Raw genomic sequence first — 26,079 nt, forward strand, 5'->3', positions numbered from 1 at the left:
CTGTAATCTGCAGGGACGACGACCACCGAGGTGGCACGGGCCACTGGCGGGGACAGTGCAGATTGGGAGCAGGAATGACCGACGTCACCGAACGAGCATCCGGCCGCGGAGCCGCCAACGGTAGGCGGGGTGCCCGGATGCCACGTGACGAGCGTCGCGCCCAGTTGCTCGAGGCCGCCAGCGAGGTGTTCGTCACCCGCGGCTACCACGCGGCAGGCATGGACGAGATCGCCGAGTGCGCGGGTGTGAGCAAGCCGGTGCTGTACCAGCACTTCCCCGGCAAGCTCGAGCTGTACTGCGCGGTGCTGCAGAACTACGTGGACACGCTCATCAACGGCGTGCGTCAGGCCCTGCGCTCGACCACCGACAACCGTCAGCGCGTGCGTGCCGCCGTGCAGGCCTTCTTCGACTTCGTCGACAACGACAGCCAGGGCTTCCGGCTGGTGTTCGAATCCGATCTGATGGGCGAGCCGCAGGTCTCCCGCCGCGTCGAACAGGCCACCGAGGCGTGCGTCGACGCCGTCTTCGACCTGGTCAGCCACGACTCGGGCCTGGATCCCTATCGTGCTCGCATCCTCGCGGTGGGTCTGGTGGGCACCAGCCAGTTCACCGCCCGCTACTGGCTCGACGCCGCCCGGCCGATCCCGAAGGAGGACGCCGTCGACACGACGGTGGCGCTCGCGTGGGGCGGACTCAAGCACGTGCCGCTGCAGCCGGAGCTGCAACGCCGCTGAGCGTCGCCTCCGTACGCGAGCAGTACCGCTGCACGAACGACTGCTGCACGAACGACGAGGGGCCGGGGCTGCGGAAGCCCCGGCCCGTCGCCTTCTTCGTCGATGTCAGATCGCGGCGAATCCGACGCGGCCGGCGGTGGCCGGTCCGATGTCGACGTAGCTGATCTTCGAGGCCTGCACGATGACCTTGCGGCCCTTCTCGTCGACGAGGGAGAGGATGCCGTCGTTGGCGCCGTTGAGCGCGTCCCGCACGAGCTTCTCCACCTCGTCGGGCGTCTGGTCGCTGACGACGAGGACTTCGCGCGGGCTGTCCGCGACGCCGATCTTGACCTCCACGATGGACCTCCGAATCTCCTGCTGCAGGAATACGTGTACTGCTGTCCGCCTCAGGCTAGTGCAGTCCGAGCACCGACATCCGCTTGGCGTGCTCGACCTGCATGCGATCGAACAGCGCCGCGATGTTGCTCAGGTCACCGGAGGCGAGAATCACCAGTTCGGCGAGTTCCTCGTTCTGCGCGAGGACGTACTGCGCCTGGGTGATGGCCTCACCGAGGAGACGCCGGCCCCACAGCATGAGGCGGTCCTTCTGCAGCGGGCTGCGTTCGACGACCTCCCGCACCTCGTGCACCACGAACTCGGAGTGGCCGGTCTCCGCGAGCACCTCCCGCACCACCGAGGCGACCTCGGGGGCGAGCATGTCGGCGATCTCGCAGTAGAAGTCGGCGGCGATACCGTCGCCGACGAAGGCCTTGACCAGCACCTCCATCCAGGTGGAGGGCGTGGTGGAGGCGTGATAGGCGTCGAGGGCCTTGCGGTAGGGCTCCATCGCCGCGTAGATCTCCACGCCGCGCGCCTCGAGGGCGGTGTGCAGCGTCTCGAAGTGGCTCATCTCGGCGGCGGCCATGCTCGCGAGCGCGACCCGGCCCCGCAGCGACGGGGAGAAGCGGGCGTCCTCGGCGAGCCGGTAGAAGGCCGAGATCTCGCCGTAGGCGAGGACGGCGAACAGTTCGGAGACACCGGGATGGTCGGCGGGGACGGCCGGGGCCGGGGCCCCCTCCTGCGCCCGGCCGGGTTCTGCTGTGGACGGCGACGTTTCGGCTCCCATGACGACGAAGCGTAGTACCACCTCGTGGAATGCGCTGGAACCGGTACAATGGTCAGAGGAGCCCGCGCTTCGAGCCGCCGACAGTGGCCCGCGAGCTTCCCAGATGATGTGCGCGCACCCGAACTGCGTATCGCTGCCGCGCTTCGCCGAGCCTGGTCGATACCGCTCGCGCTGAGGTGCAGGCCGGTCGCCTTTCCCCCTCGTGCGTGCGTGCCGAGACCAGGAAGGCCAGACCCCTGAGCAAGATCACCGTCGACCACGAAGACGACGCGACCGAGACGACCGTCTCCGCGCAACTCGACTCCACCCACATCGCTCCCACCTTCGGCGAACTCGGCGTCCGCGACGAGATCGTCCGCGCCCTCGCCGAGGTCGGGATCGAACGCACCTTCGCGATCCAGGAACTCACCCTGCCCCTCGCCCTCGCCGGCGACGACCTCATCGGTCAGGCCCGCACGGGCATGGGCAAGACCTTCGGCTTCGGTGTGCCGCTGCTGCACCGCATCGCCACCGAGGGTTCCGGCACGACCACCCTCGACGGCACCCCGCGTGCCCTCGTGATCGTCCCCACCCGCGAGCTGTGCATCCAGGTCGCAGGCGATCTGGTGAACGCCTCGAAGTACCTGCCCGGCAGCCGCAAGTCCGGCCTCGAGGTGCTGTCGATCTACGGTGGCCGCCCCTACGAGCAGCAGATCGACGAGCTGAAGAAGGGCGTCGACGTCGTCGTCGGCACCCCCGGCCGCCTGCTCGACCTCGCCAACCAGGGCCACCTGATCCTGGGCAAGATCGGCGTGCTCGTCATGGACGAGGCCGACGAGATGCTCGATCTCGGCTTCCTGCCGGACATCGAGCGCATCCTCACGATGGTGCCCGAGCGGCGTCAGACGATGCTGTTCTCGGCGACCATGCCCGGCCCGATCATCACGCTCGCCCGGACGTTCCTGAACCGCCCGACGCACATCCGCGCCGAGGAGCCGGAGTCGTCCGCGGTGCACGAGCGCACCAACCAGCTCGTCTACCGGGCGCACGCCCTCGACAAGGCCGAGCTCGTCGCCCGCGTGCTGCAGGCCGAGGGCCGCGGCGCCACGATGATCTTCACCCGCACCAAGCGCACCGCGCAGAAGGTCGCCGACGATCTCGTCGAGCGCGGCTTCGCGTGCGGCGCCGTGCACGGCGACCTCGGTCAGATCGCCCGTGAGAAGGCACTCGACCGGTTCCGCGCCGGCAAGATCGACGTGCTCGTCGCCACCGACGTCGCCGCGCGCGGCATCGACATCGACGACGTCACCCACGTCATCAACTACCAGTGCCCGGAGGACGAGAAGACCTACGTGCACCGCATCGGCCGCACCGGCCGCGCGGGACGCACCGGCACCGCGATCACCCTCGTCGACTGGGACGACGTGCCGCGTTGGCAGCTCATCGACAAGGCCCTGGATCTGGGCTTCCCGGAGCCGGTGGAGACCTATTCGAGCTCGCCGCACCTGTACGAGGACCTGAACATCCCCGAGGGCGCGACCGGTCGTGTCCGCAAGGCGGCCCCGGCCGCCGCCGAGGGCGAGTCCCGCGAGCGACCCAAGCGTGAGGACGGCTCGAAGCCGCGCCGCAACCGGACCCGCCGCCGCACCGTGCGCGGCAAGGAAGTCGCCGGCACCGAGAACGCCGCCGGGACCACCGAGGCCGGGTCCTCCGAGACCGAGGCATCCGAAGCCAAGGCGTCCGAGGCTTCTGCCGAGAAGCCGGCCGCCGCGGGTGGGGACGCCGCCGCGGCTCCGGCACGTCGCCGCCGTCGCCGCCGTCGCACCCGTTCGGGTGGGGACGCCGCCGGCCAGAAGGACACGTCGAGCACGGAGACGGTCTCGACCTCCGCCGCTCAGTAGCCGCGTGCTCGCACCCGAGCGCCGTACACGCACCGACCTGCTGGTCGCACTCGCACTCGTCGCCACCGTCCTGGTGGCGGCGAGTGTCGTCTGGTTCCGGTCGGACGCGCGGGGCACCACCTCCATCACCTGGGACGAACCCGTCCCGGGCCTGACCGCGGCGGGATCGCCGCCTTCGGCCCTCGAGGAGGCGTGGCGGGCACCCAGTGCGGCGTCGACCCGCCCGATCCTCGCGGGCGCGACCGTCGCGACCGCCGACGGCGGTACGGTGATCGGCCGCGATCCCGCCTCCGGGAAGGAACGCTGGCGCTACGAACGCGACCGGCCGTTGTGCGGGGCCGTCGAGTCGTGGGGCGACGTGGTGTCCGTCTACCACGACCCGCGCGGGTGCGGGCAGGTCACCTCCCTCGAGGCGGGGAGCGGGGCACGCGGGGCGCAACGCTCCAGCGATGCCGACGATCCGATCCGGCTCGTCGACGCCGGCTCCCACCTGATCGCCTTCGGCGACACCCGGCTCGAGATGTGGCGTTCCGATCTGGTGCGCACCGTGGAGTACGGGCGGGTGGACGCCCCGGTGAATCCGAACGCCCAGCCGCGCGCCGACTGCGAACTGCTGTCGGCGGCGGCGAGCGGCACCGTACTGGCGGTGCTCGAGCAGTGCGAGGGCGAGGCGGCGAACCGTCTCACCCTGCTCGATCCGGTCCCCGACGACAGTCAGAAGCCCCAGGAGTTCGCGTCCTCGGTGCTGCCCGAGGCTCCCCGGGGCAGCGGCGCCCGCATCGTCTCCGTGAGCGGCGACCTCACAGTGGTCTATCTGCCCCCGGTCGGGGCCTCCGGGCCGCGTATCGGCACCTACGACGAGGACGGTGCGCTCGTCGACGTCCACGACCTGCGGTCCCCCGCGAGCGACGCCGACACGGTCGCGCGCGAACTCGCCGGGGTGCTGGTGTGGTGGACCGGCACGGACACCGTCGGCCTGTCCCCCACCGACACCCGGCCGCTGTGGACCGTGCCCGGCACGCTGGGCGAGGGCGACGTCGTGGCGGGGTCGCTGCTGCTGCCTGTCGAGGGGGCGCTGCTGGCGGTCGACCCGGCCACCGGTGCCGTCGACCGGCGCGTCGAGGTCGCTCGCGACGCAGCCGGCGAGGATCCGGTGTCCGTGACGGTTGCCGGGGAGCTGGTGCTCGAGCAGCGCGGCGACGAGGTCGTGGCCCTGCGCCGTCCCTGACGGATCAGGGCCGACACCTCATCTCACTCCGTGATCAGCTGATCCAGCACCTCGAGCTCCGACTCCCCCGACCAGTAGCCGACGAGGTTCCGGGCCAGTTCCCGGTACGCCTCGGCCCCCTTGTTCCTACGGCCCGCCAGCACCGTCGCGCCCGAGGCCGACGCCTCGGCGAAGCGGACCGTGCGCGGGATCGGCGGGGACAGCACCGGCAGGTCGTAGCGGTCGGAGACGTCGGCGAGCACGTCCCGGCTGTGGGTGGTCCGCGAGTCGTAGAGCGTGGGCAGCGCGCCCAGCAGGTCCAGATCGGGGTTGGTGATCTGCTTGACCTCCCTCACGGTGCGGAGCAACTGCCCCACCCCGCGGTGCGCGAGGGTCTCGCACTGCAGCGGCACGAGCACCGAATGCGCGGCTGTGAGCCCGTTGAGCGTGAGAACACCCAGTGAGGGCGGGCAGTCCACCACGATGACGTCGAAGGCGCCCTCGAGCGTCGCCAGGGCCCGTTTCAGGGCGTATTCGCGGCCCGGCTTCATGAGCAGCATCGCCTCGGCCCCGGCGAGGTCGATGGTCGCCGGCAGCAGCGACATCCCCTCCTCGGTGTCGAGCAGCACGTCCTTGGCCTCGGCCTCGCCGAGGAGCACCTCGTGCACGGATCGTTCGAGTCTGTCGGGGTTGTGGCCGAGGGAGAAGGTCAGACATCCCTGGGGGTCGAGGTCGACGACGAGCACCCGACGGCCGAGGGCCGACAATGCGGCGCCCAACGACGCGACGGTGGTCGTCTTGGCGACGCCACCCTTCTGATTTGCCACCGCAAGTACCGTTGTCACGGGTTCGATCCTCGCGTACTCGACGGCTCGGTGCGAGAGGAACGTCCCAGGGTGGGGAGCATCACCCCGCCCTTCCAGATCGACATCCCGTCCAGCAGGAGGAACACGTCGTGATCCGCAGGGCCACCCCCGAGGACGTCGAGGCCATCACCGGGTTGGTCTACGACCTGGCCGAGTACGAGAAGGCCCGGCACGAGTGCACGGTGGTCCCGCAGCAGATCCACGACGCCTTGTTCGGTCCCGAACCGTCGGTGTTCGCGCACGTCGCCGAGGAACCCGCCACGGGCGGCGCCCCGGCGCGGGTGGTCGGGGTGGCGCTGTGGTTCCGGAACTTCTCGACCTGGGACGGGGTGCACGGGATCTACCTCGAGGACCTCTACGTCCGTCCCGAGCACCGCGGCAAGGGGCACGGCCGGGCCCTGCTGGCGGCGCTGGCGCAGGAGTGCGTGGAGCGCGGTTACACCCGCCTGAGCTGGTCCGTGCTGGACTGGAACACTCCGTCCATAGGTTTCTACCGGTCGCTCGGTGCCGTGCCGCAGGACGAGTGGACGACCTTCCGCCTGTCGGGCGACGCGCTGCAGGCACTCGGCGGCGCCGGCGTCACCGCCTGAACGTCCCTCACCCCCGCACGCCGCCGGGATCACTCCTCATCGGCGTCGGGGGCGTACTCGCGTGCCAGCCAGCGCGTCGTGGGCGGGCTGAACAGCAGCACGAGGGTCGGCACCACCACGAGCGCGAGCAGCACACCGAGGACGGGCTGGTGCGAGTCGGTCAGCAGCGCCCACACCACCGGCAGCAGGAGCAGCTGCGCCAGTACGGCCACGGAGCGGCCCCAGCGCACCCCGCGCACGAGGGCGATGCCGGCGGCCAGCACGCCGCCGAACAGGATCGTCAGCCACAACGCGAGCCCGTAGCCGTTCGTCACGGACTGGTCGTAGTGACCCGACGCGGCGCGGATCACCGAGTAGATCGCGAAGCCGATCGCGACCACACCTTCGAAGACGACGAGCCAGCCCGCGGCGCGGACGGTCGACGGAACACTGCTGCGAGGTGTTTCGAGAGGCACCAGTCCAGCGTAGTGGACCGATCGGCCAGCACTTAGGCTGATGTTCCGTGCGCGCCCTGCTGATCGTGAACCCGAATGCGACGACGACCACCCCGGCCGGTCGCGACCGGCTCGTTCACGCGTTGAAGGGCAGTCTGGCGCTGACGGTGGCCCACACCACCCACCGCGGTCACGCCGCGGAGCTGGCCCGCTCCGCGCACGCCGACGGGATGGACGTGATCGTCGCACACGGCGGCGACGGCACCGTGAACGAGATCGTCAACGGCCTGCTCGGCCCCTCCCCCGAGCGGGTCGCCGATCCCACCCTGCCGCGGCTGGCGGTGGTGCCGGGTGGTTCGGCGAACGTCTTCGCCCGCTCGCTGGGCATCTCCGCCGACCCGCTCGAGGCGACCGCCCAGGTGCTCGAGTTGCTGCAGGACGGCACCTCGGTGCGCATCGGTCTCGGACACTGCGACGGCCGCTGGTTCACCTTCAACGCCGGCCTGGGCCTCGACGCGCAGGTGTGCGAGGCCATCGACCGGAGCCGCGCGCTGGGCCGGAAGGTCACCACGGCCCGGTACGTGCGTCACGCCGTCGCCCGGTTCTTCGCCGCGAAGCGCGCCGAACCCACCCTGACGCTCGAGATGCCCGGCCGTGAGCCGGTCACCGGGGTGCATTACGCCTTCGTGTCGAACTCGAGTCCGTGGACCTATCTCGAGTCGCGCCCCGTCCACACCAATCCCGGCACCTCCTTCGACACCGGGCTGGGCGTGTTCGCCATGACGACCATGCGGGTGGTTCCGAGCCTGCGGGTGGTCCGGCAGCTCCTGGCCACCCACGGCGAACCGGCATCGCCACATCTGGTGCGTGCGGACGACATCGCGCGTGTGCACGCGCGGGCATCGCACCCCATCGGCCTCCAGGTCGACGGTGACTATCTCGGACTCCGTTCCGAAGTGGAGTTTCTCGCCGTACCCTCGATACTGGATGTCGTCGCGTCCGGGATCCGACCGGAGTGATCCCGCGGCGCCGGAACTCCACTGCCCGAATTCCGTGACCGCGGATTCTGCGACTGCGGTTACCTTCTCGTCGCAGAATCCGCACGACCCGAGGACCGGCGAACAGGGACACACCCGAGCGTGAGCTTCCCCACGATCATGGTCGATTCTATTGACTACTCGCTCGTTCGTGAAAGCATTCACAAGTAACCGCGCGGAAATACTCCGCGCCGCAGGCGTGAACACGCAATGACCATTCAGCCGGTGCACACGCACCATCGAAGGAGAGTAGAAGCATGGACTGGCGCCACAAGGCCATCTGCCGCGACGAGGATCCGGAACTGTTCTTCCCCGTGGGGAACAGCGGCCCGGCCCTCGCGCAGATCGCCGATGCCAAGCTCGTGTGCAACCGCTGCCCTGTCACCACCGAATGCCTGTCCTGGGCTCTCGAGTCCGGCCAGGACGCCGGCGTCTGGGGTGGTATGAGCGAGGACGAGCGTCGCGCCCTCAAGCGCCGCAACGCCCGCACCCGGGCCCGCACCGCGGTCTAGGAAACACGCTTCACGCAACACCGAAGGCCCGGCTCCCCCTCGGAGCCGGGCCTTCGTGCATGTCCGGTGGCAGTGTCTGCCGGTAGGACCCGGCCGGAAAGGCCATGCCAGGAGGGCCCTACCGGCAGAGCCCGCGCCGAGCGCTCAATTCGCGACCTTGCCCAGCGGCAGCCGCAGCCGCGCGTCGGTGCCGCCCTTCTCGTTGGAGGTCAGCTCCAGCGACCCACCGAGTTCGGCGGCGACGAGCGTGCGCACGATCTGCAGACCGAGCCGGTTCGACGACTCGAGACTGAACCCCTCCGGCAGCCCCTTGCCCTCGTCGCGGACCACGACGTCGAGCATGCGGGCCGAGCGCTGCGCGTTGACGGTGACCGTCCCGTCGGTGCCCGGCTCGAAGGCGTGCTCGACGGCGTTCTGGACGAGCTCGGTCAGCACCATCACCAGCGGGGTGGCGCGGTCGGCGGGGAACACCCCGAGCTTGCCGACGCGCTCGACACGGATCTGGCTGCCCACCGTCGAGACGTCCACGACGATCGGGATCAGCTGATCGAAGACCCCGTCGAGGTCGACCTCCTCGTCCACCGACATCGACAACGCTTCGTGCACGAGCGCGATGGACGTCACCCGCCGCACCGCCTCACCGAGCGCCTGCCGCGCCTCCTCGTTGCCGGTGCGGCGCGCCTGCAGCCGCAGCAGCGCCGCGACGGTCTGGAGGTTGTTCTTGACCCGGTGGTGGATCTCGCGGATCGTCGCGTCCTTGCTCAGCAGGGCGCGGTCGCGGCGCTTGACCTCGGTGACGTCGCGGACGATCACCGCGGCTCCCTCGATCCGGCCGCGCGGCACCAGGACCAGGGCGCGGATCAGCACGGTCGCGCCGCGCGCCTCGACCTCCATGCGCTGTCCCAGCCGGCCCTCCACGGCGCCGCGGAGGTACTCGATGACGTCGCGGCTCTCGAACGGGTCGGTGACCAGCGCACCGGTGGTCTCCACGAGGTCCTGGCCGATGAGATCGGAGTTCAGGCCCATCCGGTGGTAGGCGGACAGTGCGTTGGGGCTGGCGTAGACGACGCGGCCCTGCCGGTCCAGGCGGATGAAACCGTCGCCGGCACGGGGGCTGGACTTGGTGTCCGAGCGGGCCTCCGGCGTCGGGAAGGTGCCCTCGCTGATCATCTGGTACAGATCGTCGGCGCATTCGAGGTAGGCGGTCTCGAGGGCACTGGCGGAGCGGCGCGAGACCCGGGCGGCGTCGCGGCTGAGCACGGCCACCACCCGTCCGTCCCAGCGCACCGGCACACCCTGCCGGGTGTTGATGCCGTCGCCGGAGGCCGGGCTCGCGGTGACGATCTCGCCTGTCTCGAAAGCCTTTCGCACGTAAGGATGTTCGTCGTCGGACACGAGGGTGCCGACGGCGTCCTCGGGGATGACCGTGGAGGCCGTGGTGGGGCGGCACTGCGCGACACACACGATCCCGTTGGGTGCCGCGTCGACCCACAGGAGGACGTCGGCGAACGACAGGTCGGCGAGCAGCTGCCACTCGCCCACCACCCTCTGCAGATGATCGACAGCGGCTCCCGGCAGATCCGTGTACTTCGCGAGCAGCGAGCTGAGTGTGGACACCGTCAACGCCTTCGTGATCAGGAGCGGGCCGCTCAGGAGATGACCGCGATCAGGTCACCCTGCTGGATGACGTCGCCGACCGTGACCGCCACCGAGGTCACCGTTCCGGCGGATTCCGCGAGCACGGGGATCTCCATCTTCATGGATTCGAGGACGACGAGCGTGTCGCCCTCGGCCACCACGTCGCCCTCGCGCACCACGACCTCGAACACGGTCGATACCATCTCCGCGCGCACATCCTCTGCCATCGAACACCTCGTTTCGCCCTCGGCGGTGGACCTGCCGACAGGACCCCTCGACCGCACGTGAAACACTGTAATGAAACAGAAAGGAGAACCCACCATGGGCAAGCGAGGCCGCAAGAAGCGCAGCCGCAAGGGCAACGCCGCGAACCACGGCAAGCGTCCCAACGCCTGAGACGCACGTCAGGGGCCGGAGAGCAGCAGCTCTCCGGCCCCTGATGCATGTACGGGGTCGGCGCACCGGCCGGCCGGTCCGAGCGACGAGGACTCCGGTGGGTGGGAGCCTCAGGCGGTGGGATCGGTGTCGGTGATCACGACCGTGCGGCGGATCTCGAGCATCAGCCGCTCGCGCAGCCCCTCCGGGGCGTGTTCCCCGCGGCACTTGCGGCCGATCAGCGCCTTGATCTTCTCCTCGATCCCGTAGGCCTCGAGGCACGACCCGCAGTCGTCGAGATGTCGCTGCAGGCGCTCGCGGGAGGTCTCGTCGCACTCGGAGTCGAGAAGCAGGTACACGTCCGCGATGACCGCCGAGCAGTCGAGTCGATCGAAGTCCGGTTCGCTCACTGCGGTGCTCCCTTTCCGCTGTCGGTGGAGTCCGATGGCCCGGCCGCCGCGTCGACCGCTCCGTTCCGGTTGAATCCCCGCTCGCGCGCCACGTCGGCGAGCAGGCCACGCAGTTGCTTCCGCCCCCGGTGCAACCTCGACATCACGGTGCCGATCGGCGTCCCCATGATCTCGGCGATCTCCTTGTAGGGGAAGCCCTCGACGTCGGCGTAGTACACCGCCATGCGGAACTCCTCGGGGAGTTCCTGCAGGGCGGCCTTGATGTCGTCGTCGGGCAGGGCGTCGAGCGCCTCGACCTCGGCCGACCGCAGACCGGTCGACGTGTGCTCGGCGGTGGCCGCGAGCTGCCAGTCGGTGATCTCGTCGGTCGGGTACTGCGCGGGCTGACGCTGCTTCTTCCGGTACGAGTTGATGTAGGTGTTGGTGAGGATCCGGTACAGCCAGGCCTTGAGGTTGGTGCCCTCCCGGAACGAGCGGAAGGCGGAGAACGCCTTGATGTACGTCTCCTGCACGAGATCCTCGGCGTCGGAGGGATTGCGTGTCATCCGCAGCGCCGCGCCGTAGAGCTGGTCGAGCAGGGGCAGCGCATCCCGCTCGAACCGCTCCGTCAGTTCTTCCACAGACTCCTCGACCACACCGATCCCTTCATCGACGTCTGCCGAGAAGGCTACCGGTAGCTCCGGGCCGGAAGCCGGGAGACGGCGGTCCCCGTCGGGACCGGTGGGGCGGCGGTCCCCGTCGGGACCGGTGGGGCGGCGGTCCCCGTCGGGACCGGTGGGGCGGCGGTCCCCGTCGGGACCGGTGGGACGCCGGACGGGGTCCGGGGCGAGACACGTCACTGCCACGAATTCTCCGATCGTCGGTCCTCGGGTGGCCGGTGCGCACCCGGAAGGCACAACAACCGGTCGGCGCGGGTTGTTCCCCTTCACCTGCCCGTGTGTCGCAGGTCGCGGGTTTCCTACAGTGGGGCAATGGCTTCGACGTCGACTCCCGCGACCGTTCTGCTGAGACGCGAGAAGATCGCCCACCGCGTACACGAGTACGAGCACGATCCCCGCGCCGCGTCGTTCGGCGCGGAGGCCGTGGAGGAGCTCGGCAACCGTCTCGGGGTCTCCCCCGCGCAGATCTTCAAGACGCTGGTGGTGTCGCTGTCCGACGGCAAGCTCGCCGTCGCGGTGATCCCGGTGCCCGACACCCTCTCGCTCAAGGCCGTGGCCGGGGCGCTCGGAGGCGGCAAGGCCGTGATGGCCGACCACACCGCCGCCGAACGCTCGACCGGCTACGTGGTCGGCGGGATCTCCCCGCTGGGGCAGCGCAGGAAGCTGCGCACCGTCGTCGACGCCTCCGCCGAGCAGTGGGACCGGGTGCTGTGCAGCGCGGGCCGGCGGGGCCTCGAGATCGAGCTGGATCCGCGGGAGCTGATCCGACTGACCGGCGCGGTCGTCGCGCCGATCACCGCCGGCCCCTGAGCCGCCGCGCCCCGCGGGAGGCGGTCAGAGCAGGGCCAGCTGGTCGCCGGCGCCGTCGTCGGGGGCGAGCAGTTCCGGGCCGTTGTTGCGCACGCTGTTGACCTTCTCGGACACGCGCCGGATCTCGATGGCCGACACCGCCTCGAGGCTCGGCACGATGAGGTCGGGGTGGCCGAGACTGTCGGGATCGAGCCAGGCGTCCCAGCGGTCCGGCGGCAGGATCAGCGGCATCCGTTCGTGGACGTTGCACAACCGGTCCACCGACTGCGCGGTGAGGATCGTGGTGCTCAGCAGCGGCGGTGCCTGCGGCTCGCGCGGGTCGCGCCAGACCGACCACAGTCCCGCCATGTGGATGCGGGCCCCGTCGCCGCGGGACATGAAGTAGGGCACCCGGCGGGTCTTCCCACCCGGCGCGGGTTCGACCTGCCATTCGTACCAGCCGTCCATCGGCACCAGGCAGCGTCTGTAGCGCAGCGAGTGCGCGAAGCTCGGTTTGGTGGCCACCGACTCCGAGCGGGCGTTGAACAGCGGCGCGCTCGTCCCGATCCGCTCGGCGAACGACGGGACGAGACCCCAGCGCATGCGGCGGATGCGGCGGCGGGCCGGGCCGTCGGGATCGTCGCGGTCGTGGCGAGCAACGACGGTGAGCACCCCGGTGGTGGGGGCGACGTTGTAGTTCGGCCGGGGTTCGGTCTCGCCGGTCTCGTCCAGCGCATCGAGTTCGACGGCGAGCGTGGCCGGGTCGGCCGTGGACGCATACCTTCCGCACATGGGCACGAGTGTCGCACCGACCCGCCCGGGGCGGCCCGGGCGGGCGAGGATGTCCTCCCGGACCGCGATGGGCGAAGATGGTCGGGTGAGTTTGTGGAGAGCACCCCGTGCCGTGTCCCCGATCGAGGCGTCGGTGACGCTGCCCGGATCGAAGTCGATCACCAACCGAGCGCTGATCCTGGCGGCGCTGGCGGATGGGCCCTCGACGGTGCGCGGCGCGCTGCGCAGCCGCGACACCGACCTCATGATCGGTGCGCTGCGCACCCTCGGCGCCACGATCACCGAACGCGACGGCGGCACCACCCTCGACGTGACCCCCGGGCCGCTACGCGGCGGCGAGGTCCACTGCGGGCTCGCCGGCACCGTGATGCGCTTCGTCCCGCCGGTCGCGGCGCTCGCCGACGGCACCGTGCGGTTCGACGGCGACGAGCAGGCCCGGGTCCGCCCGATGAGCACCGTCCTCGACGCCCTGCGCGCCCTCGGCGCCGAGATCGACGGCGACCGCCTCCCGTGCACCGTGCACGGCCGCGGCGCGGTGCGCGGCGGCTCGGTGACCATCGACGCCTCCGCGTCCTCCCAGTTCGTCTCGGGCCTGCTGCTGTCCGGCGCGGCCTTCGACGAGGGGGTGACGGTCCGTCACTCCGGTGAGCCGGTGCCGTCGATGCCGCACATCGAGATGACGGTCGAGATGCTGCGGGCCGCCGGGGTCGTCGTCGACACCTCCGAGCCCGACACCTGGCGGGTGCCGCCGTCGACGATCCGCGCCGTGGACGTCACGGTCGAACCCGACCTGTCGAACGCCACCCCCTTCCTCGCCGCCGCGGCCGTCACGGGCGGGACCGTGTCGGTGCCGCTGTGGCCGGAGTCGACCACCCAGGCCGGCGACGCGATCCGCGGCATCCTCGAGCGGATGGGCGCCGAGGTGTCGTGGGCGGACGGGGTCCTCACCGTCCGCGGCCCGCAGAAGCTGACCGGCATCGACGTGGACCTGCACGACGTCGGTGAGCTGACGCCCACCGTCGCGGCCCTCGCGGCGCTCGCCGATTCGCCGTCGTCGCTGCGCGGGATCGCGCACCTGCGCGGCCACGAGACCGACCGGCTCGCGGCCCTCGCCACCGAGATCGTGCGTCTCGGCGGCGCCGTCACCGAGACCGCGGACGGCCTGGAAATCGAGCCGGCGCCGCTGCACGGCGGCATCTGGCACTCCTACGCCGACCACCGGATGGCCACTGCGGGAGCGATCGTCGGCCTGGTCGTCGACGGGATCGAGGTCGAGGACATCGGCACCACCGCCAAGACCCTCCCCGGCTTCGAGGAGCTGTGGCTGTCGTTCCTGTCGGGGAGGTCCTCCTGAGACGGCGCGAATACGACGAGTCCGACGTCCGGGTACGGCCCGGGCGCGGCTCCCGGCCCCGGACGAAGGACCGTCCCGCCCACCGCGACGCGGTGGAGGGCATGGTCGTCTCCGTCGACCGCGGCCGCTGGGGCGTGGTGCTCGAGGGTGATCCCGACCGGCGGATGACGGCGATGCGGGCCCGCGAGCTCGGCCGGACACCCATCGTGGTCGGCGACCGGGTGGGGGTCGTCGGCGACCTGTCGGGCCGACCCGACACGCTCGCGCGCATCGTCCGCGTGGAGGACCGCAGCACCGTGCTGCGCCGCACCGCCGACGACACCGATCCGTTCGAACGCGTGGTCGTCGCGAACGCCGAACAGCTGCTCATCGTGGTCGCGCTCGCCGACCCCCCGCCCCGCACCGGTCTCGTCGAGCGGGCCCTGGTGGCGGCCTACGCCGGTGGTCTCGAGCCGATGCTCGGGCTGACCAAGAGCGACCTCGCCGATCCCGAGGAGTTCGCCGCGCACTTCGCCGATCTCGACGTCCCCGTGCTGCTGGTGGGCCAGGGCGACGACCTCACCGCCCTGCACGAGCGGATCGACGGTCGCCTGACCGCGCTGATCGGGCATTCCGGGGTCGGCAAGTCGACGCTGGTGAACCGGCTCGTGCCCGACGCCGACCGCGCCACCGGCGAGGTCTCCGGGGTCGGCAAGGGACGGCACACCTCCACCCAGTCGGTGGCACTGCCCCTCCCCGAGGGCGGGTGGGTGGTCGACACCCCCGGCATCCGGTCGTTCGGGCTGGCCCACATCGAACCCGACGACGTCGTCGCAGCGTTCGCGGATCTGGCCGAGGCGGTCGAGGACTGCCCGCGCGGGTGCACGCATCTCGGCCCGCCGGCCGACCCGGAGTGCGCCTTCGACGCCCTCGAGGGCAAGTCGCACCGCCGTGCGATGGCCGTGCGCGACCTGCTCGCGGCGCTGGCGTCCAACGACCCCTGGTGAACGAGCGAACCCCCGGCACCGTCGGTGCCGGGGGTTCGTCTCTCGTGCTTCGGATCAGCGCATGCCGAGCGCGCGACGGATGAATCCGCGCTTGCGGGTCTTCTCGATGGTGGTCGCCAGACCCACACGCCGGCCGGTGACCGGGTCGATCTCGGGCGCCCCGCCGAATCCCTTCTCGGAGGCGGTCTCCGGGGCGGCGTCGCGATCGTCCTTGAGGTACTTGTCGGGCAGCGACAGCTTGGCGATGGTGCGCCAGGACTTCCAGTACTGCACCGCGAGCGGACCCGTGGTGTAGGGCAGGTCGTACTTCTCGCACAGCTGCCGCACGCGCACGGCGATCTCCGCGTACCGGTTGGACGGCAGGTCGGGGTAGATGTGGTGCTCGATCTGGTAGCTCAGGTTGCCGGTCATGAAGTCCATGACGCGGCCGCCGGAGATGTTGGCGGAGCCGAGCATCTGACGCAGGTACCACTCGGCGCGCGTCTCGTTCTCGACGTCCTTTTTCGTGAACTTCTCCGCACCGTCCGGGAAGTGACCGCAGAAGATCACCGCGTTGGTCCAGATGTTGCGGACGAAGTTGGCCGTCGCGTTGGCCTTCATCGTGGACTTCCACGACCTGCCGCTGAGCGCCGGGTAGACGACGTAGTCCTTGAGGTGCTGCTTGCCGAGCTTGGCGAGCACCTCCTTGCCGCGCGCCTTGGTCAGCTCGCGGTCGTCGCGCCCCTGGATGACCTTGCCGAGCTCGAGCAGCTGGATGGCGATGCCGTACTGGAACAGTGCCGCGAGGATCGCGTTGTAGGCGAGGTTGCCGAGGTAGAACGGCTTCCACCGCTGGTCGCGGGTCACGCGCAGCAGGCCGTATCCCACATCGTCGTCCATGCCGAGGATGTTGGTGTACTTGTGGTGCAGGTAGTTGTGGGTGATCTTCCAGTGCGCCGACGGGTCGACGTTGTCCCATTCCCAGTTGGCGGAGTGCACTTCCGGGTCGTTCATCCAGTCCCACTGCCCGTGCATCACGTTGTGCCCGAGCTCCATGTTCTCGATGATCTTCGAGAGGGACAGCGCGGCCGTGCCGAGCCACCACAGGGGCCGCTTGTTCGATCCGAGCAACGCGAGACGCCCACCGATCTCGAGGCCTCGCTGCAACCGGATCGTGTTGCGGATGTATCGGGCGTCGCGCTCACCGCGCGACTCCTCGATATCGCGCCGGATGGCATCGAGCTCGCGGCCGATGGCCTCGACGTCCGCCTCCGTCAGGTGCGCGTACTCCTTGACATCCGATATCGCCATGCGGGCTACCCTACCGTAGGTTACGGCTCCGTAGGTTGATCGATTTCCCGGCTGTGGCGCGAATCACACGGCGGCGGGCAGCCTACCACTCCGCGTCCGTCCACGCCGTGCCCGCCGGTCCGCGACCGCCTGCGCGGCATGGGTCCGCAGCGCGGTGAGCAGGCCGCGGCGACGTCCCGTCAACGAATCGGTGAGCGCCTCGGCGGCCCCGGCACGCAGCCGCTCGAACTTGCGCTCCGAGGAGGTCTCCGGCGCATCGTCGGAGGTCGCCTTGAGGAACCGGTCGGGCAGGGCGAGCTTGTGGATGGTGCGCAGTGCCAGCAGGTACTGCCGGCTCAGCGGACCCGTCGTGTACGGCAGGTCGTACCTGGCACACAGCGCCCGCACCCGCGCGGCGATCTCCGGATAGCGATTGCTCGGCAGGTCCGGGAACAGGTGGTGCTCGATCTGGTAGCTGAGATTGCCGGTCAGGAAGTCCATCGCCTTCCCGCCGGAGATGTTCGCACTGCCGAGCAGCTGACGCAGGTACCACTCCCCGTGCGTCTCGTTCTCGTAGTGCTCGACGGTGAACTTCTCCGCGCCGTCCGGGAAGTGACCGCAGAAGATCACCAGATACGCCCAGATGTTGCGGACCACGTTCGCGGTGAGGTTCGCATACAGCGTGCTGCGCCAGTTGCGTCCCGTCAGGGCCGGGAAGAACACCAGATCCTTGACGATCTGACGCAGCGCCTTGACCGCGAAGTCCTTGTTGGGCTGCGAGTTCCACTGCGCGGGGGGCACTCCCCGCATCTGCTTCTCGGCCGCGAGATCGTGCAGCGCGATGCCCCACTCGAAGGTCAGGGCGAGCACGACGTTGGCGAGCGGCTGCGCGAGATTGCGTGGGCGCCACTTCTCGTCGCGGGTCATCCGCAGGATGCCGAATCCCACGTCCTCGTCCATGCCGACGATGTTGGTGTAGGTGTGGTGCGCGTAGTTGTGGGCGCGCTTCCAGTGCTCGGACGGCCCGGTCTGATCCCACTCCCACGAGGTGGAGTGGATCTCCGGGTCGTTCATCCAGTCCCACTGCCCGTGCATCACGTTGTGCCCGAGCTCCATGTTCTCGATGATCTTCGCGAGCGACAGCGCGGTCGTCCCGGCGACCCAGCGCGACCGGTGACGCGAACCGAACAGCAGGCACCGGCCCACCACCTCGAGTCCGCGCTGCAGGCGGATGACGGAATGGACGTAGCGGGCGTCCCGCGGGCCGCGCGAATTCTCCACATCCCGCCGAATGGCATCGAATTCGTTTGCCAGAGAAACGATATCGGTTTCTGTCAGATGTGCGAATGCACGGATGTCGGTGATGGCCAAGCAGGATTCCTAAGCAGGTTGCGGTCGGTGTCTACACATCCAACGTGCAGTCACCGGCCGCAGCGGAGATACAGGTCTGGACGCGTTCGCCCTCTGCGCGTTCCTTGCCGGATCGCAGATCGACGACGTGCCCCTTCTCGAGCGGCACCACACAAGTCTGACAGATTCCCATGCGGCAGCCGAACGGCATCAGCGCGCCGACCTTCTCACCGGCCTCCAGAATCGTGGTCGCACCGTCCACGGTAACCGTCTTTCCGGACTTCGCGAAGGTGATCGTCCCACCCGAGCCGGAGGTGTCGGCGCGGCTGACGGCGAACCGTTCGAGGTGCACGCGGTCCTCGATCCCGGCCGCGGACCAGTGCGCGGTGATGTCGTCGAGCATCTGCTGCGGGCCACACGCCCAGGTTTGCCGCTCGCGCCAGTCGGGGCACACCTCGTCGAGCTCGGACAGCGCGAACTTGCCCTGATCACGCGTGTGCCGGATGTACACGCGGAACTTGTCGTGCGTGGCGTCGAGGCGCTCGAGCTCGGAACGGAACATCACCCGGTCGGCGGTGGGCGCCGAGTGGACGTGCACGACGTCGGGCAGGTCGAGCTCGCGCTCGCCCGCACGGCGGTCGAGGGTGCGCAGCATCGACATGATCGGGGTGACGCCACTGCCGGCGGTGAGGAACAGGATCTTCTCCGGCGGCGGGTCGGGCAGCACGAAGTCGCCCTTCGGGGCCGCGAGGCGCACGACCGTGCCCTCCGGCACACCGCCCACGAGGTGGGTCGACAGGAAACCCTCGGGCATCGCCTTGACCGCGATGGAGATGAGCTTCTCGTCACGGGTCGGCGCCGAGGTCAGCGAGTAGGACCGCCAGTGCCAGCGGCCGTCGATGTGCAGGCCGATGCCGATGTACTGACCCGGGGCGTAGTCGAAGTCGAAACCCCAGCCCGGGCGGATGACGATCGTCGCGGAGTCCGGCGTCTCCCGGGACACCGACACGATGCGGCCACGCAGCTCACGTGCCGACCACAGCGGGTTGACCAGGTGCAGGTAGTCGTCGGGCAGCAGAGGCGTCGTCAGCCGGGCCGCGGCGCCGCGCAGGATGTTGGAGATCGATCGATCCCTCGTCGCGACGTGCGCCGCAGGCTTCTCGATCCATTCCTTGAGACCCATCCGACCGCTTCTCCTCACTCCGGTTACGCCTCCGTAGGTTATCAGAGGTTACGGTAGCGTAGGTTTTCCGTGAGCGCGATACCCGCCACCGGCACCCGGGATCAGAGCAGTTCGAGCAGGAACGGCAGCTCCTGTGCCGCGTACCAGGCGAGCTCGTGGTCCTCGGCGTCACCGAGCACGAACTCGGCTTCCTCGTCCCCCAGATCCGCCTGGTCGATCACCTCGCGGGCGCGGGCGATGTCGGTCTCCGCCTCCTGCAGATCGATGTGCACGGACGCCACCGCCGACATCGGGATCGCCCCGGGGAGCTTGACCACCGCGTCGTCGAGATCCGGGCGCGGCTTCACGTCGCCGACGTCCGCGGCGATGACCACGCGGCGGGAGGTGAAGGCAGGATGCTCTCCCGGCTTCTCGTCGGCGAGCAACCGCAGCGACGCACGCGCCGCCTCCGCCATCGCGACCTCGGCGAGTTCCTCGTCGTCACCGGCCGTGTAGGCCTCCCGCAGGGCGGGGGTCACCGCGAAGGCCGTGCGGCCCACCGCGTCCACCTCGTCGTCGGCCACGAGCCGCTGCACCATCGCGAGCGTTGCCGGTACATAGACACGCGTCACTTCTCACCTACCGGCATCCAACAACTCCTCGAGTGATTCCTGTAGCAACGTCGATGCCACCTCGACGTCCGGCATCGCGTCGCGATCCGCATTCAAACCGTAGTAGATGCTGCCGTCGTAGGACGTCAGCGCGATGCTCAACGCCTGATTCCGCAGCAGCGGCGCCACCGGGTACATCTCCAGCAGCCGCGCACCCGCCAGGTAGAGGGGGTGCTGCGGCCCCGGCGCGTTGGTGATCATGAGATTGAACATGCGCTGGGAGAAGCCCATCGCGACACGGGCACCCACCGCGTGCATCGTCGCCGGCGCGAAACCGGACAGCCGGATCATCGACTGCGCGGAGATCCGCCGCCGCTGCCGCTCGTAGGCCTCCCCGGCATGCGCGATGTGCGACAGCCGCACCACCGCGTTCGGCTCCCCCACCGGCAGGTCGAGCAGGAAGGACGAGATCTCGCCCCGGGGATGGACCTGGATGGTGTCGTCGGTGGTGTCGGCGTCGGGTTCCTGCGCGTACACCGACATCGGCACCATCACCCGCACCACGGTCGATTCGGTGACCGCCTCCCCGCGCGAGAGCAGCCAGTACCGCAGCGCCCCCGCGATGACCGCGAGGACGACGTCGTTGATGGTGCAGCCGTAGCGCGCGTGGATCTTGCGGTACGGCGCGAGGTCGGAACGCACCACCGCGAACCGGCGGCTCCGCGAGATCGAGGTGTTCAGCGGCGTCTCGGGCGCCGACTGCGTGGCCGTGCGGGCCAGGCGACCGACGGCCTCGACGGTGTCGGTGAGGGTCGATGCGAGATCCCCCACCGCGTTGCGGACGGCGGCCACCCCCTCCCCCGGCCGGGCCACCAGATCGGCGAGGGCACCCACCAGCAACTCGGTGTCCGAGGGTTCCCGCTCGGGCATCCACAGTTCTTCCGGCGTCTTCCGGGGCACCGGGTCCTTGTCGAAGAGAACCTGCCCGATCTCGAGCGACTCCTCCCCGTCGACGAGCGCCGAGTGCGATTTGATGAACAGCGCGACGCGCCCGCCGGCCAGACCCTCGACGAGATACATCTCCCACAGCGGCCGGGTGCGATCGAGCGGCCGGGAGACCAGGCGCGCGACGAGGTCGTGCAGCTGCTCGTCGGAACCGGGCTTCGGGAGGGCCGAGCGCCGCACGTGATAGGTGATGTCGAAGTCGCGGTCGTCGACCCAGACCGGGCGCGACAACCCGAATGCGACCTCCCGCACCTTCTTCCGGTACCGCGGCACCTCGGGCAGCCGCTGCTCGACCAGCTTCAGGACATCCTCGTGGTCGAATCCGCTCTCGGGAGGTTCGAGGATGGCCAGCGAGCCGATGTGCATCGGCGTGTCGCTCGTCTCCAGGTAGTAGTACGACGCGTCCTGCGCCGTCATCCGAGTCACCATCGTCGCGTGTCCCCCTCCAGCGCAGAACCTCCTGTCCGGCGCCGGTCCGCCGCCGCACCGTCGGGGGGTGCGTCGTCGAGCCCGGCGAGGTCGATATCGAAGAGTACGGCCAATTCCGTCAGTACTTCGCGTGAACCATCATGGTGGACACCGACCATCCCCGCAGCGGCGGCGCCGCGCACATTGCCGACGAAGTCGTCGACGAAGACGCAGTCGCCGGGTTCGAGGTCGAGCAGACGGGCCACCAGCCGGTAGCTCTCCGGGTCCGGTTTGGCGATCCCGACGTCTCCGGAGAGCACCACCCGGTCGACGAACGGGCCCTCGAGGTCGCGCAGCCACTGCGCGCCGGGGCCGCCGGGGTCGTTGCTGAGCAGGGCGGTGTGCACCCCGCGCCCGCGCAGGTGCCGCACCACGGCACCGATGGTCTCCGGGTCGGTTCCCGGACCGACGAGCACACCACCGACATCGAGCACCAGTCCTCGCAGCACCAGACCACCGTATGCCGCCGCGGCCGGTTCCTCGTGCTGCGAACCGGCACCCGGTCGTGGCATCATCGTCGCGGTTCGTCCTCTCCCGAGCCACACCGCACCGGTCTCCGACCGGTGGTCCGTCGTTTCTTCTCTCGGGAGGGATCCGTGTCCGATCGTCACACCGGCCGCTACGTCCGCCGCCTCGTCCGTGTGGAACCCCCGGCCGTGGAACTACCGGCCCTCGAGCCCACAGCCATCGCACCCACAGCCGCCACCGCGAGTCTCCCTCGCCGCCGCGCCGTCCGCGGGCACGCCGTGCCGCGGCAGACCCCGCACGACGGCCGCTCCGGGCGGCCGGCACGACCCGCACCCGGGATCGTCCTCGAACCGGGGGCGGCCCGGTTCGCCGAATCCGCGCTGCGCCTGGTCCTCGAAGCGATCGACGGGCGTCGGCCGGTCGCGCAGCTGAAGACGGTGCTCGACCCGCGGATCGTCACCACCGTCGCCGGATCCCGGTCGGCGCGCGCCGGCCGCGGAGCCGCGGTGCTGCTGCGGACGCGGGTGCGGGCCGTCGACGCGGAGACCGCCGAGATCTTCGGCAGCTACAGCCGGGGGCCGCGGGTGTTCGCCTTCGCCGGGCGGATGGTGCTCGCTGCGCCCCGCGCCCGCGCACCGAGACGCTGGACGATCACGACCCTGTGGCTCGGCTGAGCCACAGGGTCGTGTGTCGGAGTCCCTCGGGAGCTAGCGGCGCTTGTCGGCCTTGGCGTCGCGCCGAGCGGCGGCGCGGCGCTCCTTGCGCGAACCGGCCGGGCGGGCACCGGCGGTGGTCTCGCCCCCGCTGGTGCCGGTCACCTGGGCGCGGCCGTCCTCACCGGGGCCGACGTAGGTCAGGCGCCGCTCGGTCTCGTCGAGACCCTTCGCGGTGAGCGCCGCCGGGGCGGGCGCTGCCTGCTCCCCGGCGGGGGTGGCCCCGGCGGGTGCGGCCTTGGACAGGCTCGGGGCGGTCCTCGCGGTCGCGGCGGCGGAGGCGGCGTCGAGCCGGACACCCGCGGACGGCTGCGGCTTCGCCGCCTCGACCTGCAGGTTGAACAGGAATCCGACGGACTCCTCCTTCAGGCCGTCGAGCATGGCCGTGAACATGTCGTAACCCTCGCGCTGGTACTCCACGAGCGGGTCGCGCTGCGCCATCGCACGCAGGCCGATGCCCTCCTTGAGGTAGTCCATCTCGTAGAGGTGCTCGCGCCACTTGCGGTCGAGGACCGACAGCAGCACGCGGCGCTCGAGTTCGCGCATCGCGCCCTCACCGGCGATGCCCTCGATCTCGGCCTCGCGACGCTCGTAGGCGGCGCGGGCGTCGGCGAGCAGCACCTCGAGCAGGCCGTTGCGGTCGAGGTCCTCGTTCTCGGCGACGAGCTTCTTGTGGTCGACACCCACGGGGTAGAGGGTCTTGAGTGCCGTCCACAGCTGCTCGAGATCCCAGTCCTCGACGTACCCCTCGGCGGTCGCGCCGTCGACGTAGGCGGTGACGACGTCGGTGAGCATGTGCTGCACCTGGCCCTCGAGGTCCTCGCCGCGCAGGATCCGGCGGCGTTCCTCGTAGATGACGGTGCGCTGCTGGTTCATCACCTCGTCGTACTTGAGGACGTTCTTGCGGATCTCGAAGTTCTGCTGCTCGACCTGCGTCTGCGCGCTCTTGATGGCCTTGGAGACCATCTTCGCCTCGATCGGCACGTCGTCGGGCAGGTTCAGCCGCGTCATGATCGACTCGAGAGCCGCGCCGTTGAAGCGCCGCATCAACTCGTCGCCGAGCGACAGGTAGAACCGCGACTCGCCGGGATCGCCCTGACGGCCGGAGCGGCCGCGCAGCTGGTTGTCGATACGACGGGACTCGTGCCGCTCGGTGCCGAGCACGTACAGGCCGCCGGCGGCGCGCACCTTCTCGGCGTCGGCCTTCGACTCTGCCTTGAGCCGCTCGAGGGTCTCGTCCCAGGCCGCCTCGTACTCCTCCGGCGTGTTGACCGGATCGAGGCCGCGCTTGCGCAGCGCGATGTCGGCGAGGATGTCGGGGTTGCCGCCGAGCACGACGTCGGTACCGCGACCGGCCATGTTCGTCGCGACCGTCACCGCGCCGGACCGGCCGGCCTGGGCGATGATCTGCGCTTCCTGCTCGTGGAACTTCGCATTGAGGACGCTGTGCGGCACGCCGCGCTTGGTGAGCTGCCGCGACAGGTACTCCGACCGCTCGACGCTGGTCGTGCCGATGAGGACGGGCTGGCCCTTCTCGTGACGCTCGACGACGTCGTCGACGACGGCGGCGAACTTCGCCTCCTCCGTCTTGTAGATCAGGTCGCCCTGGTCGACGCGGACCATCGGCTTGTTCGTCGGGATCGGGATGACACCGAGGTTGTAGATCTGGTGCAGCTCGGCGGCCTCGGTCTCGGCCGTACCGGTCATGCCGGACAGCTTGTCGTAGAGACGGAAGTAGTTCTGCAGGGTGATCGTGGCGAGCGTCTGGTTCTCGGCCTTGATCTCGACGCCTTCCTTGGCCTCGATCGCCTGGTGCATGCCCTCGTTGTAGCGGCGACCGGACAGGATGCGGCCGGTGAACTCGTCGACGATGACGACCTCGCCGTTGCGGACGATGTAGTCCTTGTCCTTGGTGTAGAGCTCCTTGGCCTTGATGGCGTTGTTGAGGTAGCTCACCAGCGGCGAGTTCGCGGCCTCGTAGAGGTTGTCGATGCCGAGCTGGTCCTCGACGAATTCGACGCCCGCCTCGTGCACACCGATGGTGCGCTTGCGGATGTCGACCTCGTAGTGCACGTCGCGCTTGAGCAGCGTCGCGATGCGGGCGAACTCGGAGTACCACTTGCTCGACGAGTCGGCCGGGCCCGAGATGATGAGCGGGGTGCGGGCCTCGTCGATGAGGATCGAGTCGACCTCGTCGACGATCGCGTAGTTGTGGCCGCGCTGGACGAGGTCGTCCAGCGAGTGCGTCATGTTGTCGCGCAGGTAGTCGAAGCCGAACTCGTTGTTCGTGCCGTAGGTGATGTCGGCGGCGTAGGCCGCGCGGCGCTGGGCCGGGCTCATGCCGGACAGGATCACGGCGGTGTCGAGGCCGAGGAAGCGGTGGACGCGGCCCATCCACTCGGAGTCGCGCTTGGCGAGGTAGTCGTTGACGGTGACGACGTGGACGCCGTCGCCGGAGATGGCGTTGAGGTAGGCCGGCAGCACACAGGTGAGGGTCTTGCCCTCACCGGTCTTCATCTCGGCGATGTTGCCGAAGTGCAGCGCCGCGCCGCCCATGATCTGCACGAGATAGTGCTTCTGGCCGAGCACCCGGAAGGACGCCTCCCGGGCGGTCGCGAAGGCCTCCGGCAGCAGATCGTCGAGCGTCTCGCCGTCCTGGTAGCGGGCGCGGAACTCGTCCGTCTTGGCGCGGAGCTCGGCGTCGGTCAGGGCCTCGAAGTCCGGAGAGAGGGAATCGACGTGTTCGGCGATGTGCTTGAGCCGCTTGACCATGCGACCTTCACCGATCCGGAGCAGCTTCGTCAGCGACAGCACTGGTGTGTTCGTCCTCAATCTCGGGTACCTGCACGGACAAGAAATCCGGCCGAGGCCTTGTCGGACCCCGGCCGGATTCCATGGTAGGCGCTGCAGCGAAGCGACCGCGATGGCGAGGTGCCTTCGGTCACTCCGCGTGGCTCACACGAGCCTGATCAGACCGTAGTCGAAGGCGTGCCTCCGGTACACGACGGACGGCCTGTCCGTCTCCTTGTCGTGGAACAGGTAGAAGTCGTGACCGACGAGTTCCATCTCGTAGAGGGCGTCGTCGACGGTCATCGGCTGGGCGTTGTGCTCCTTCACGCGCACGATACGACCGGGACCGTCCTGCGGTTCCTTGTCGTAGTCGGAGAGCGACAGGTCCTGGGAGATTCCCAACGAGTCGTCCTGCGCGAGGGCTGCCGTCGCTTCCGCGACCGACACCGGCGTCTTCTCGCCGTAGGACACCTTCCGGCGTTCCTTGGTGCGACGCAGTCGTGCCTCCAGCTTGCCGATCACCGACTCGAAGGCCGCGTAGAAGCTGTCGGCGCTGGCCTCGGCCCGCACGATGGGGCCCTTCCCTCGGGCTGTGATCTCGACTCGCTGACAACTCTTCCTCTGACGGCGGTTGCGTTCGTGCTGCAACTCGACGTCGAAGATGAAGATCGTCGGATCGAAACGCTCGAGCCGAGCGAGTTTCTCGGAGACGTAGATCCGGAAGTGATCGGGGACCTCGACGTTGCGTCCTTTCACGACAACGTCGGCACGGGGGCCTTCCGTAGCGGCATCTGCCTCTGCAACGGAAACTCTGGACTTCGAAGGGGTCGTCACGCGTACCTCCCGAGTTTCGGCCGGCGCAGCCCGCGCGCCGG

At 69.6% G+C, this 26,079-nt stretch carries 28 protein-coding genes; 11 read left to right on the forward strand and 17 right to left on the reverse strand.

All coding sequences use genetic code 11. The features are described 5' to 3' along the window. Positions 1 to 74 precede the first annotated feature (74 nt). Entirely contained in the window at positions 75 to 734 is a 660-nt protein-coding gene (locus OED52_RS14095) for a TetR/AcrR family transcriptional regulator (RefSeq protein ID WP_264151488.1), read from the forward strand. A 105-nt stretch (positions 735 to 839) separates the two neighbouring features. Here OED52_RS14095 and OED52_RS14100 read toward each other — a convergent pair whose 3' ends face one another. Both OED52_RS14100 and OED52_RS14105 read right to left on the reverse strand, forming a co-directional pair. Continuing rightward, the gene (locus OED52_RS14100; RefSeq protein ID WP_264151489.1) at positions 840 to 1,070 is read right to left on the reverse strand and encodes a DUF3107 domain-containing protein; all 231 of its coding nucleotides are present in this window, start codon (positions 1,068 to 1,070) and stop codon (positions 840 to 842) included. Positions 1,071 to 1,125: 55 nt separating this feature from the next. Then, entirely contained in the window at positions 1,126 to 1,839 is a 714-nt protein-coding gene (locus OED52_RS14105) for a ferritin-like domain-containing protein (protein WP_264151490.1), read from the reverse strand. 206 nt (positions 1,840 to 2,045) lie between these two features. Here OED52_RS14105 and OED52_RS14110 point away from each other — a divergent pair, with 206 nt between their 5' ends. Then, positions 2,046 to 3,719, forward strand: coding sequence for a DEAD/DEAH box helicase (locus tag OED52_RS14110; protein WP_264151491.1), 1,674 nt, complete (start codon positions 2,046 to 2,048; stop codon positions 3,717 to 3,719). 4 nt (positions 3,720 to 3,723) lie between these two features. Then, a complete protein-coding gene (locus OED52_RS14115; RefSeq protein WP_264151492.1) occupies positions 3,724 to 4,947 on the forward strand; it encodes an Rv3212 family protein in 1,224 nt (407 codons plus the stop codon). 23 nt (positions 4,948 to 4,970) lie between these two features. Here the strand turns inward: OED52_RS14115 and OED52_RS14120 are convergent, their stop codons facing one another. Further along, the gene (locus OED52_RS14120) at positions 4,971 to 5,771 is read right to left on the reverse strand and encodes a ParA family protein (RefSeq protein WP_264151493.1); all 801 of its coding nucleotides are present in this window, start codon (positions 5,769 to 5,771) and stop codon (positions 4,971 to 4,973) included. A gap of 110 nt (positions 5,772 to 5,881) precedes the next feature. On the opposite strand from OED52_RS14120, the gene OED52_RS14125 reads away from it, so the two are divergent. Further along, positions 5,882 to 6,382, forward strand: a complete 501-nt coding sequence (locus tag OED52_RS14125) for a GNAT family N-acetyltransferase (RefSeq protein ID WP_264151494.1) — start codon at positions 5,882 to 5,884, stop codon at positions 6,380 to 6,382. 29 nt (positions 6,383 to 6,411) lie between these two features. On the opposite strand, the gene OED52_RS14130 is transcribed toward OED52_RS14125, so the two are convergent. After that, a complete protein-coding gene (locus OED52_RS14130) occupies positions 6,412 to 6,837 on the reverse strand; it encodes a hypothetical protein (protein WP_264151495.1) in 426 nt (141 codons plus the stop codon). Between the two features lie 47 nt (positions 6,838 to 6,884). Here OED52_RS14130 and OED52_RS14135 point away from each other — a divergent pair, with 47 nt between their 5' ends. Beyond that, on the forward strand, positions 6,885 to 7,835 hold the full coding sequence (locus OED52_RS14135; protein ID WP_264151496.1) for a diacylglycerol/lipid kinase family protein: 951 nt from the start codon (positions 6,885 to 6,887) through the stop codon (positions 7,833 to 7,835). Positions 7,836 to 8,110: 275 nt separating this feature from the next. After that, entirely contained in the window at positions 8,111 to 8,365 is a 255-nt protein-coding gene (locus tag OED52_RS14140; protein WP_132470936.1) for a WhiB family transcriptional regulator, read from the forward strand. Positions 8,366 to 8,509: 144 nt separating this feature from the next. On the opposite strand, the gene OED52_RS14145 is transcribed toward OED52_RS14140, so the two are convergent. Both OED52_RS14145 and OED52_RS14150 read right to left on the reverse strand, forming a co-directional pair. Further along, positions 8,510 to 9,982 (reverse strand): sensor histidine kinase, encoded by a 1,473-nt coding sequence (locus OED52_RS14145; RefSeq protein ID WP_264151497.1) that lies wholly within the window; start codon positions 9,980 to 9,982, stop codon positions 8,510 to 8,512. Positions 9,983 to 10,014: 32 nt separating this feature from the next. After that, a complete protein-coding gene (locus OED52_RS14150) occupies positions 10,015 to 10,230 on the reverse strand; it encodes a biotin/lipoyl-binding carrier protein (RefSeq protein ID WP_264151498.1) in 216 nt (71 codons plus the stop codon). A 94-nt stretch (positions 10,231 to 10,324) separates the two neighbouring features. Here OED52_RS14150 and OED52_RS20810 point away from each other — a divergent pair, with 94 nt between their 5' ends. After that, positions 10,325 to 10,399, forward strand: a complete 75-nt coding sequence (locus OED52_RS20810) for a 50S ribosomal protein bL37 (RefSeq protein WP_022597109.1) — start codon at positions 10,325 to 10,327, stop codon at positions 10,397 to 10,399. A gap of 110 nt (positions 10,400 to 10,509) precedes the next feature. Here the strand turns inward: OED52_RS20810 and rsrA are convergent, their stop codons facing one another. After that, positions 10,510 to 10,788, reverse strand: coding sequence for a mycothiol system anti-sigma-R factor (rsrA, locus tag OED52_RS14155; RefSeq protein ID WP_264151499.1), 279 nt, complete (start codon positions 10,786 to 10,788; stop codon positions 10,510 to 10,512). Continuing rightward, positions 10,785 to 11,429 carry a sigma-70 family RNA polymerase sigma factor gene (locus OED52_RS14160; RefSeq protein WP_413247763.1) on the reverse strand — a complete coding sequence of 215 codons (645 nt, stop codon included), beginning with the start codon at positions 11,427 to 11,429 and terminating at the stop codon, positions 10,785 to 10,787. Before OED52_RS14160 ends, rsrA begins: the two co-directional genes overlap by 4 nt. A 330-nt stretch (positions 11,430 to 11,759) precedes the next feature. On the opposite strand from OED52_RS14160, the gene ybaK reads away from it, so the two are divergent. After that, on the forward strand, positions 11,760 to 12,257 hold the full coding sequence (gene ybaK, locus OED52_RS14165) for a Cys-tRNA(Pro) deacylase (protein ID WP_264151502.1): 498 nt from the start codon (positions 11,760 to 11,762) through the stop codon (positions 12,255 to 12,257). 24 nt (positions 12,258 to 12,281) lie between these two features. Here ybaK and OED52_RS14170 read toward each other — a convergent pair whose 3' ends face one another. Further along, on the reverse strand, positions 12,282 to 13,028 hold the full coding sequence (locus OED52_RS14170) for an SOS response-associated peptidase (protein WP_264151503.1): 747 nt from the start codon (positions 13,026 to 13,028) through the stop codon (positions 12,282 to 12,284). 67 nt (positions 13,029 to 13,095) lie between these two features. On the opposite strand from OED52_RS14170, the gene aroA reads away from it, so the two are divergent. Together aroA and rsgA are read left to right on the forward strand one after the other, a co-directional pair. Then, positions 13,096 to 14,382 (forward strand): 3-phosphoshikimate 1-carboxyvinyltransferase, encoded by a 1,287-nt coding sequence (aroA, locus tag OED52_RS14175; RefSeq protein ID WP_264154710.1) that lies wholly within the window; start codon positions 13,096 to 13,098, stop codon positions 14,380 to 14,382. Then, the gene (gene rsgA, locus OED52_RS14180) at positions 14,349 to 15,368 is read left to right on the forward strand and encodes a ribosome small subunit-dependent GTPase A (protein WP_264151504.1); all 1,020 of its coding nucleotides are present in this window, start codon (positions 14,349 to 14,351) and stop codon (positions 15,366 to 15,368) included. Before aroA ends, rsgA begins: the two co-directional genes overlap by 34 nt. 54 nt (positions 15,369 to 15,422) lie before the next feature. On the opposite strand, the gene OED52_RS14185 is transcribed toward rsgA, so the two are convergent. The 6 genes from OED52_RS14185 to OED52_RS14210 all read right to left on the reverse strand — a co-directional run bounded on the left by OED52_RS14185 (position 15,423) and on the right by OED52_RS14210 (position 21,679). Beyond that, the gene (locus OED52_RS14185; RefSeq protein WP_264151505.1) at positions 15,423 to 16,658 is read right to left on the reverse strand and encodes a fatty acid desaturase family protein; all 1,236 of its coding nucleotides are present in this window, start codon (positions 16,656 to 16,658) and stop codon (positions 15,423 to 15,425) included. 63 nt (positions 16,659 to 16,721) lie between these two features. Continuing rightward, positions 16,722 to 18,008: a fatty acid desaturase family protein gene (locus OED52_RS14190; RefSeq protein WP_264151506.1), complete on the reverse strand. Its 1,287-nt coding sequence runs from the start codon at positions 18,006 to 18,008 to the stop codon at positions 16,722 to 16,724. Positions 18,009 to 18,039: 31 nt separating this feature from the next. Next, a complete protein-coding gene (locus OED52_RS14195) occupies positions 18,040 to 19,170 on the reverse strand; it encodes a ferredoxin reductase (protein WP_264151507.1) in 1,131 nt (376 codons plus the stop codon). A 101-nt stretch (positions 19,171 to 19,271) separates the two neighbouring features. Continuing rightward, a complete protein-coding gene (locus OED52_RS14200) occupies positions 19,272 to 19,781 on the reverse strand; it encodes a DUF6912 family protein (protein ID WP_264151508.1) in 510 nt (169 codons plus the stop codon). Positions 19,782 to 19,784: 3 nt separating this feature from the next. Further along, positions 19,785 to 21,194: a WS/DGAT/MGAT family O-acyltransferase gene (locus tag OED52_RS14205; RefSeq protein ID WP_264151509.1), complete on the reverse strand. Its 1,410-nt coding sequence runs from the start codon at positions 21,192 to 21,194 to the stop codon at positions 19,785 to 19,787. Beyond that, positions 21,188 to 21,679: an HAD-IA family hydrolase gene (locus OED52_RS14210; RefSeq protein ID WP_264154711.1), complete on the reverse strand. Its 492-nt coding sequence runs from the start codon at positions 21,677 to 21,679 to the stop codon at positions 21,188 to 21,190. Before OED52_RS14210 ends, OED52_RS14205 begins: the two co-directional genes overlap by 7 nt. 150 nt (positions 21,680 to 21,829) lie before the next feature. Here OED52_RS14210 and OED52_RS14215 point away from each other — a divergent pair, with 150 nt between their 5' ends. Then, complete coding sequence (locus OED52_RS14215; protein WP_264151510.1) at positions 21,830 to 22,375, forward strand: Rv3235 family protein; 546 nt, start codon at positions 21,830 to 21,832, stop codon at positions 22,373 to 22,375. Between the two features lie 33 nt (positions 22,376 to 22,408). On the opposite strand, the gene secA is transcribed toward OED52_RS14215, so the two are convergent. Then, entirely contained in the window at positions 22,409 to 25,186 is a 2,778-nt protein-coding gene (secA, locus tag OED52_RS14220) for a preprotein translocase subunit SecA (protein WP_413247764.1), read from the reverse strand. Between the two features lie 183 nt (positions 25,187 to 25,369). Then, the gene (gene hpf / locus OED52_RS14225; RefSeq protein WP_264154712.1) at positions 25,370 to 26,038 is read right to left on the reverse strand and encodes a ribosome hibernation-promoting factor, HPF/YfiA family; all 669 of its coding nucleotides are present in this window, start codon (positions 26,036 to 26,038) and stop codon (positions 25,370 to 25,372) included. Between the last annotated feature and the right edge of the window lie 41 nt (positions 26,039 to 26,079).

It is taken from the genome of Rhodococcus sp. Z13, assembly GCF_025837095.1.
Lineage (GTDB): Bacteria > Actinomycetota > Actinomycetes > Mycobacteriales > Mycobacteriaceae > Rhodococcus > Rhodococcus sacchari.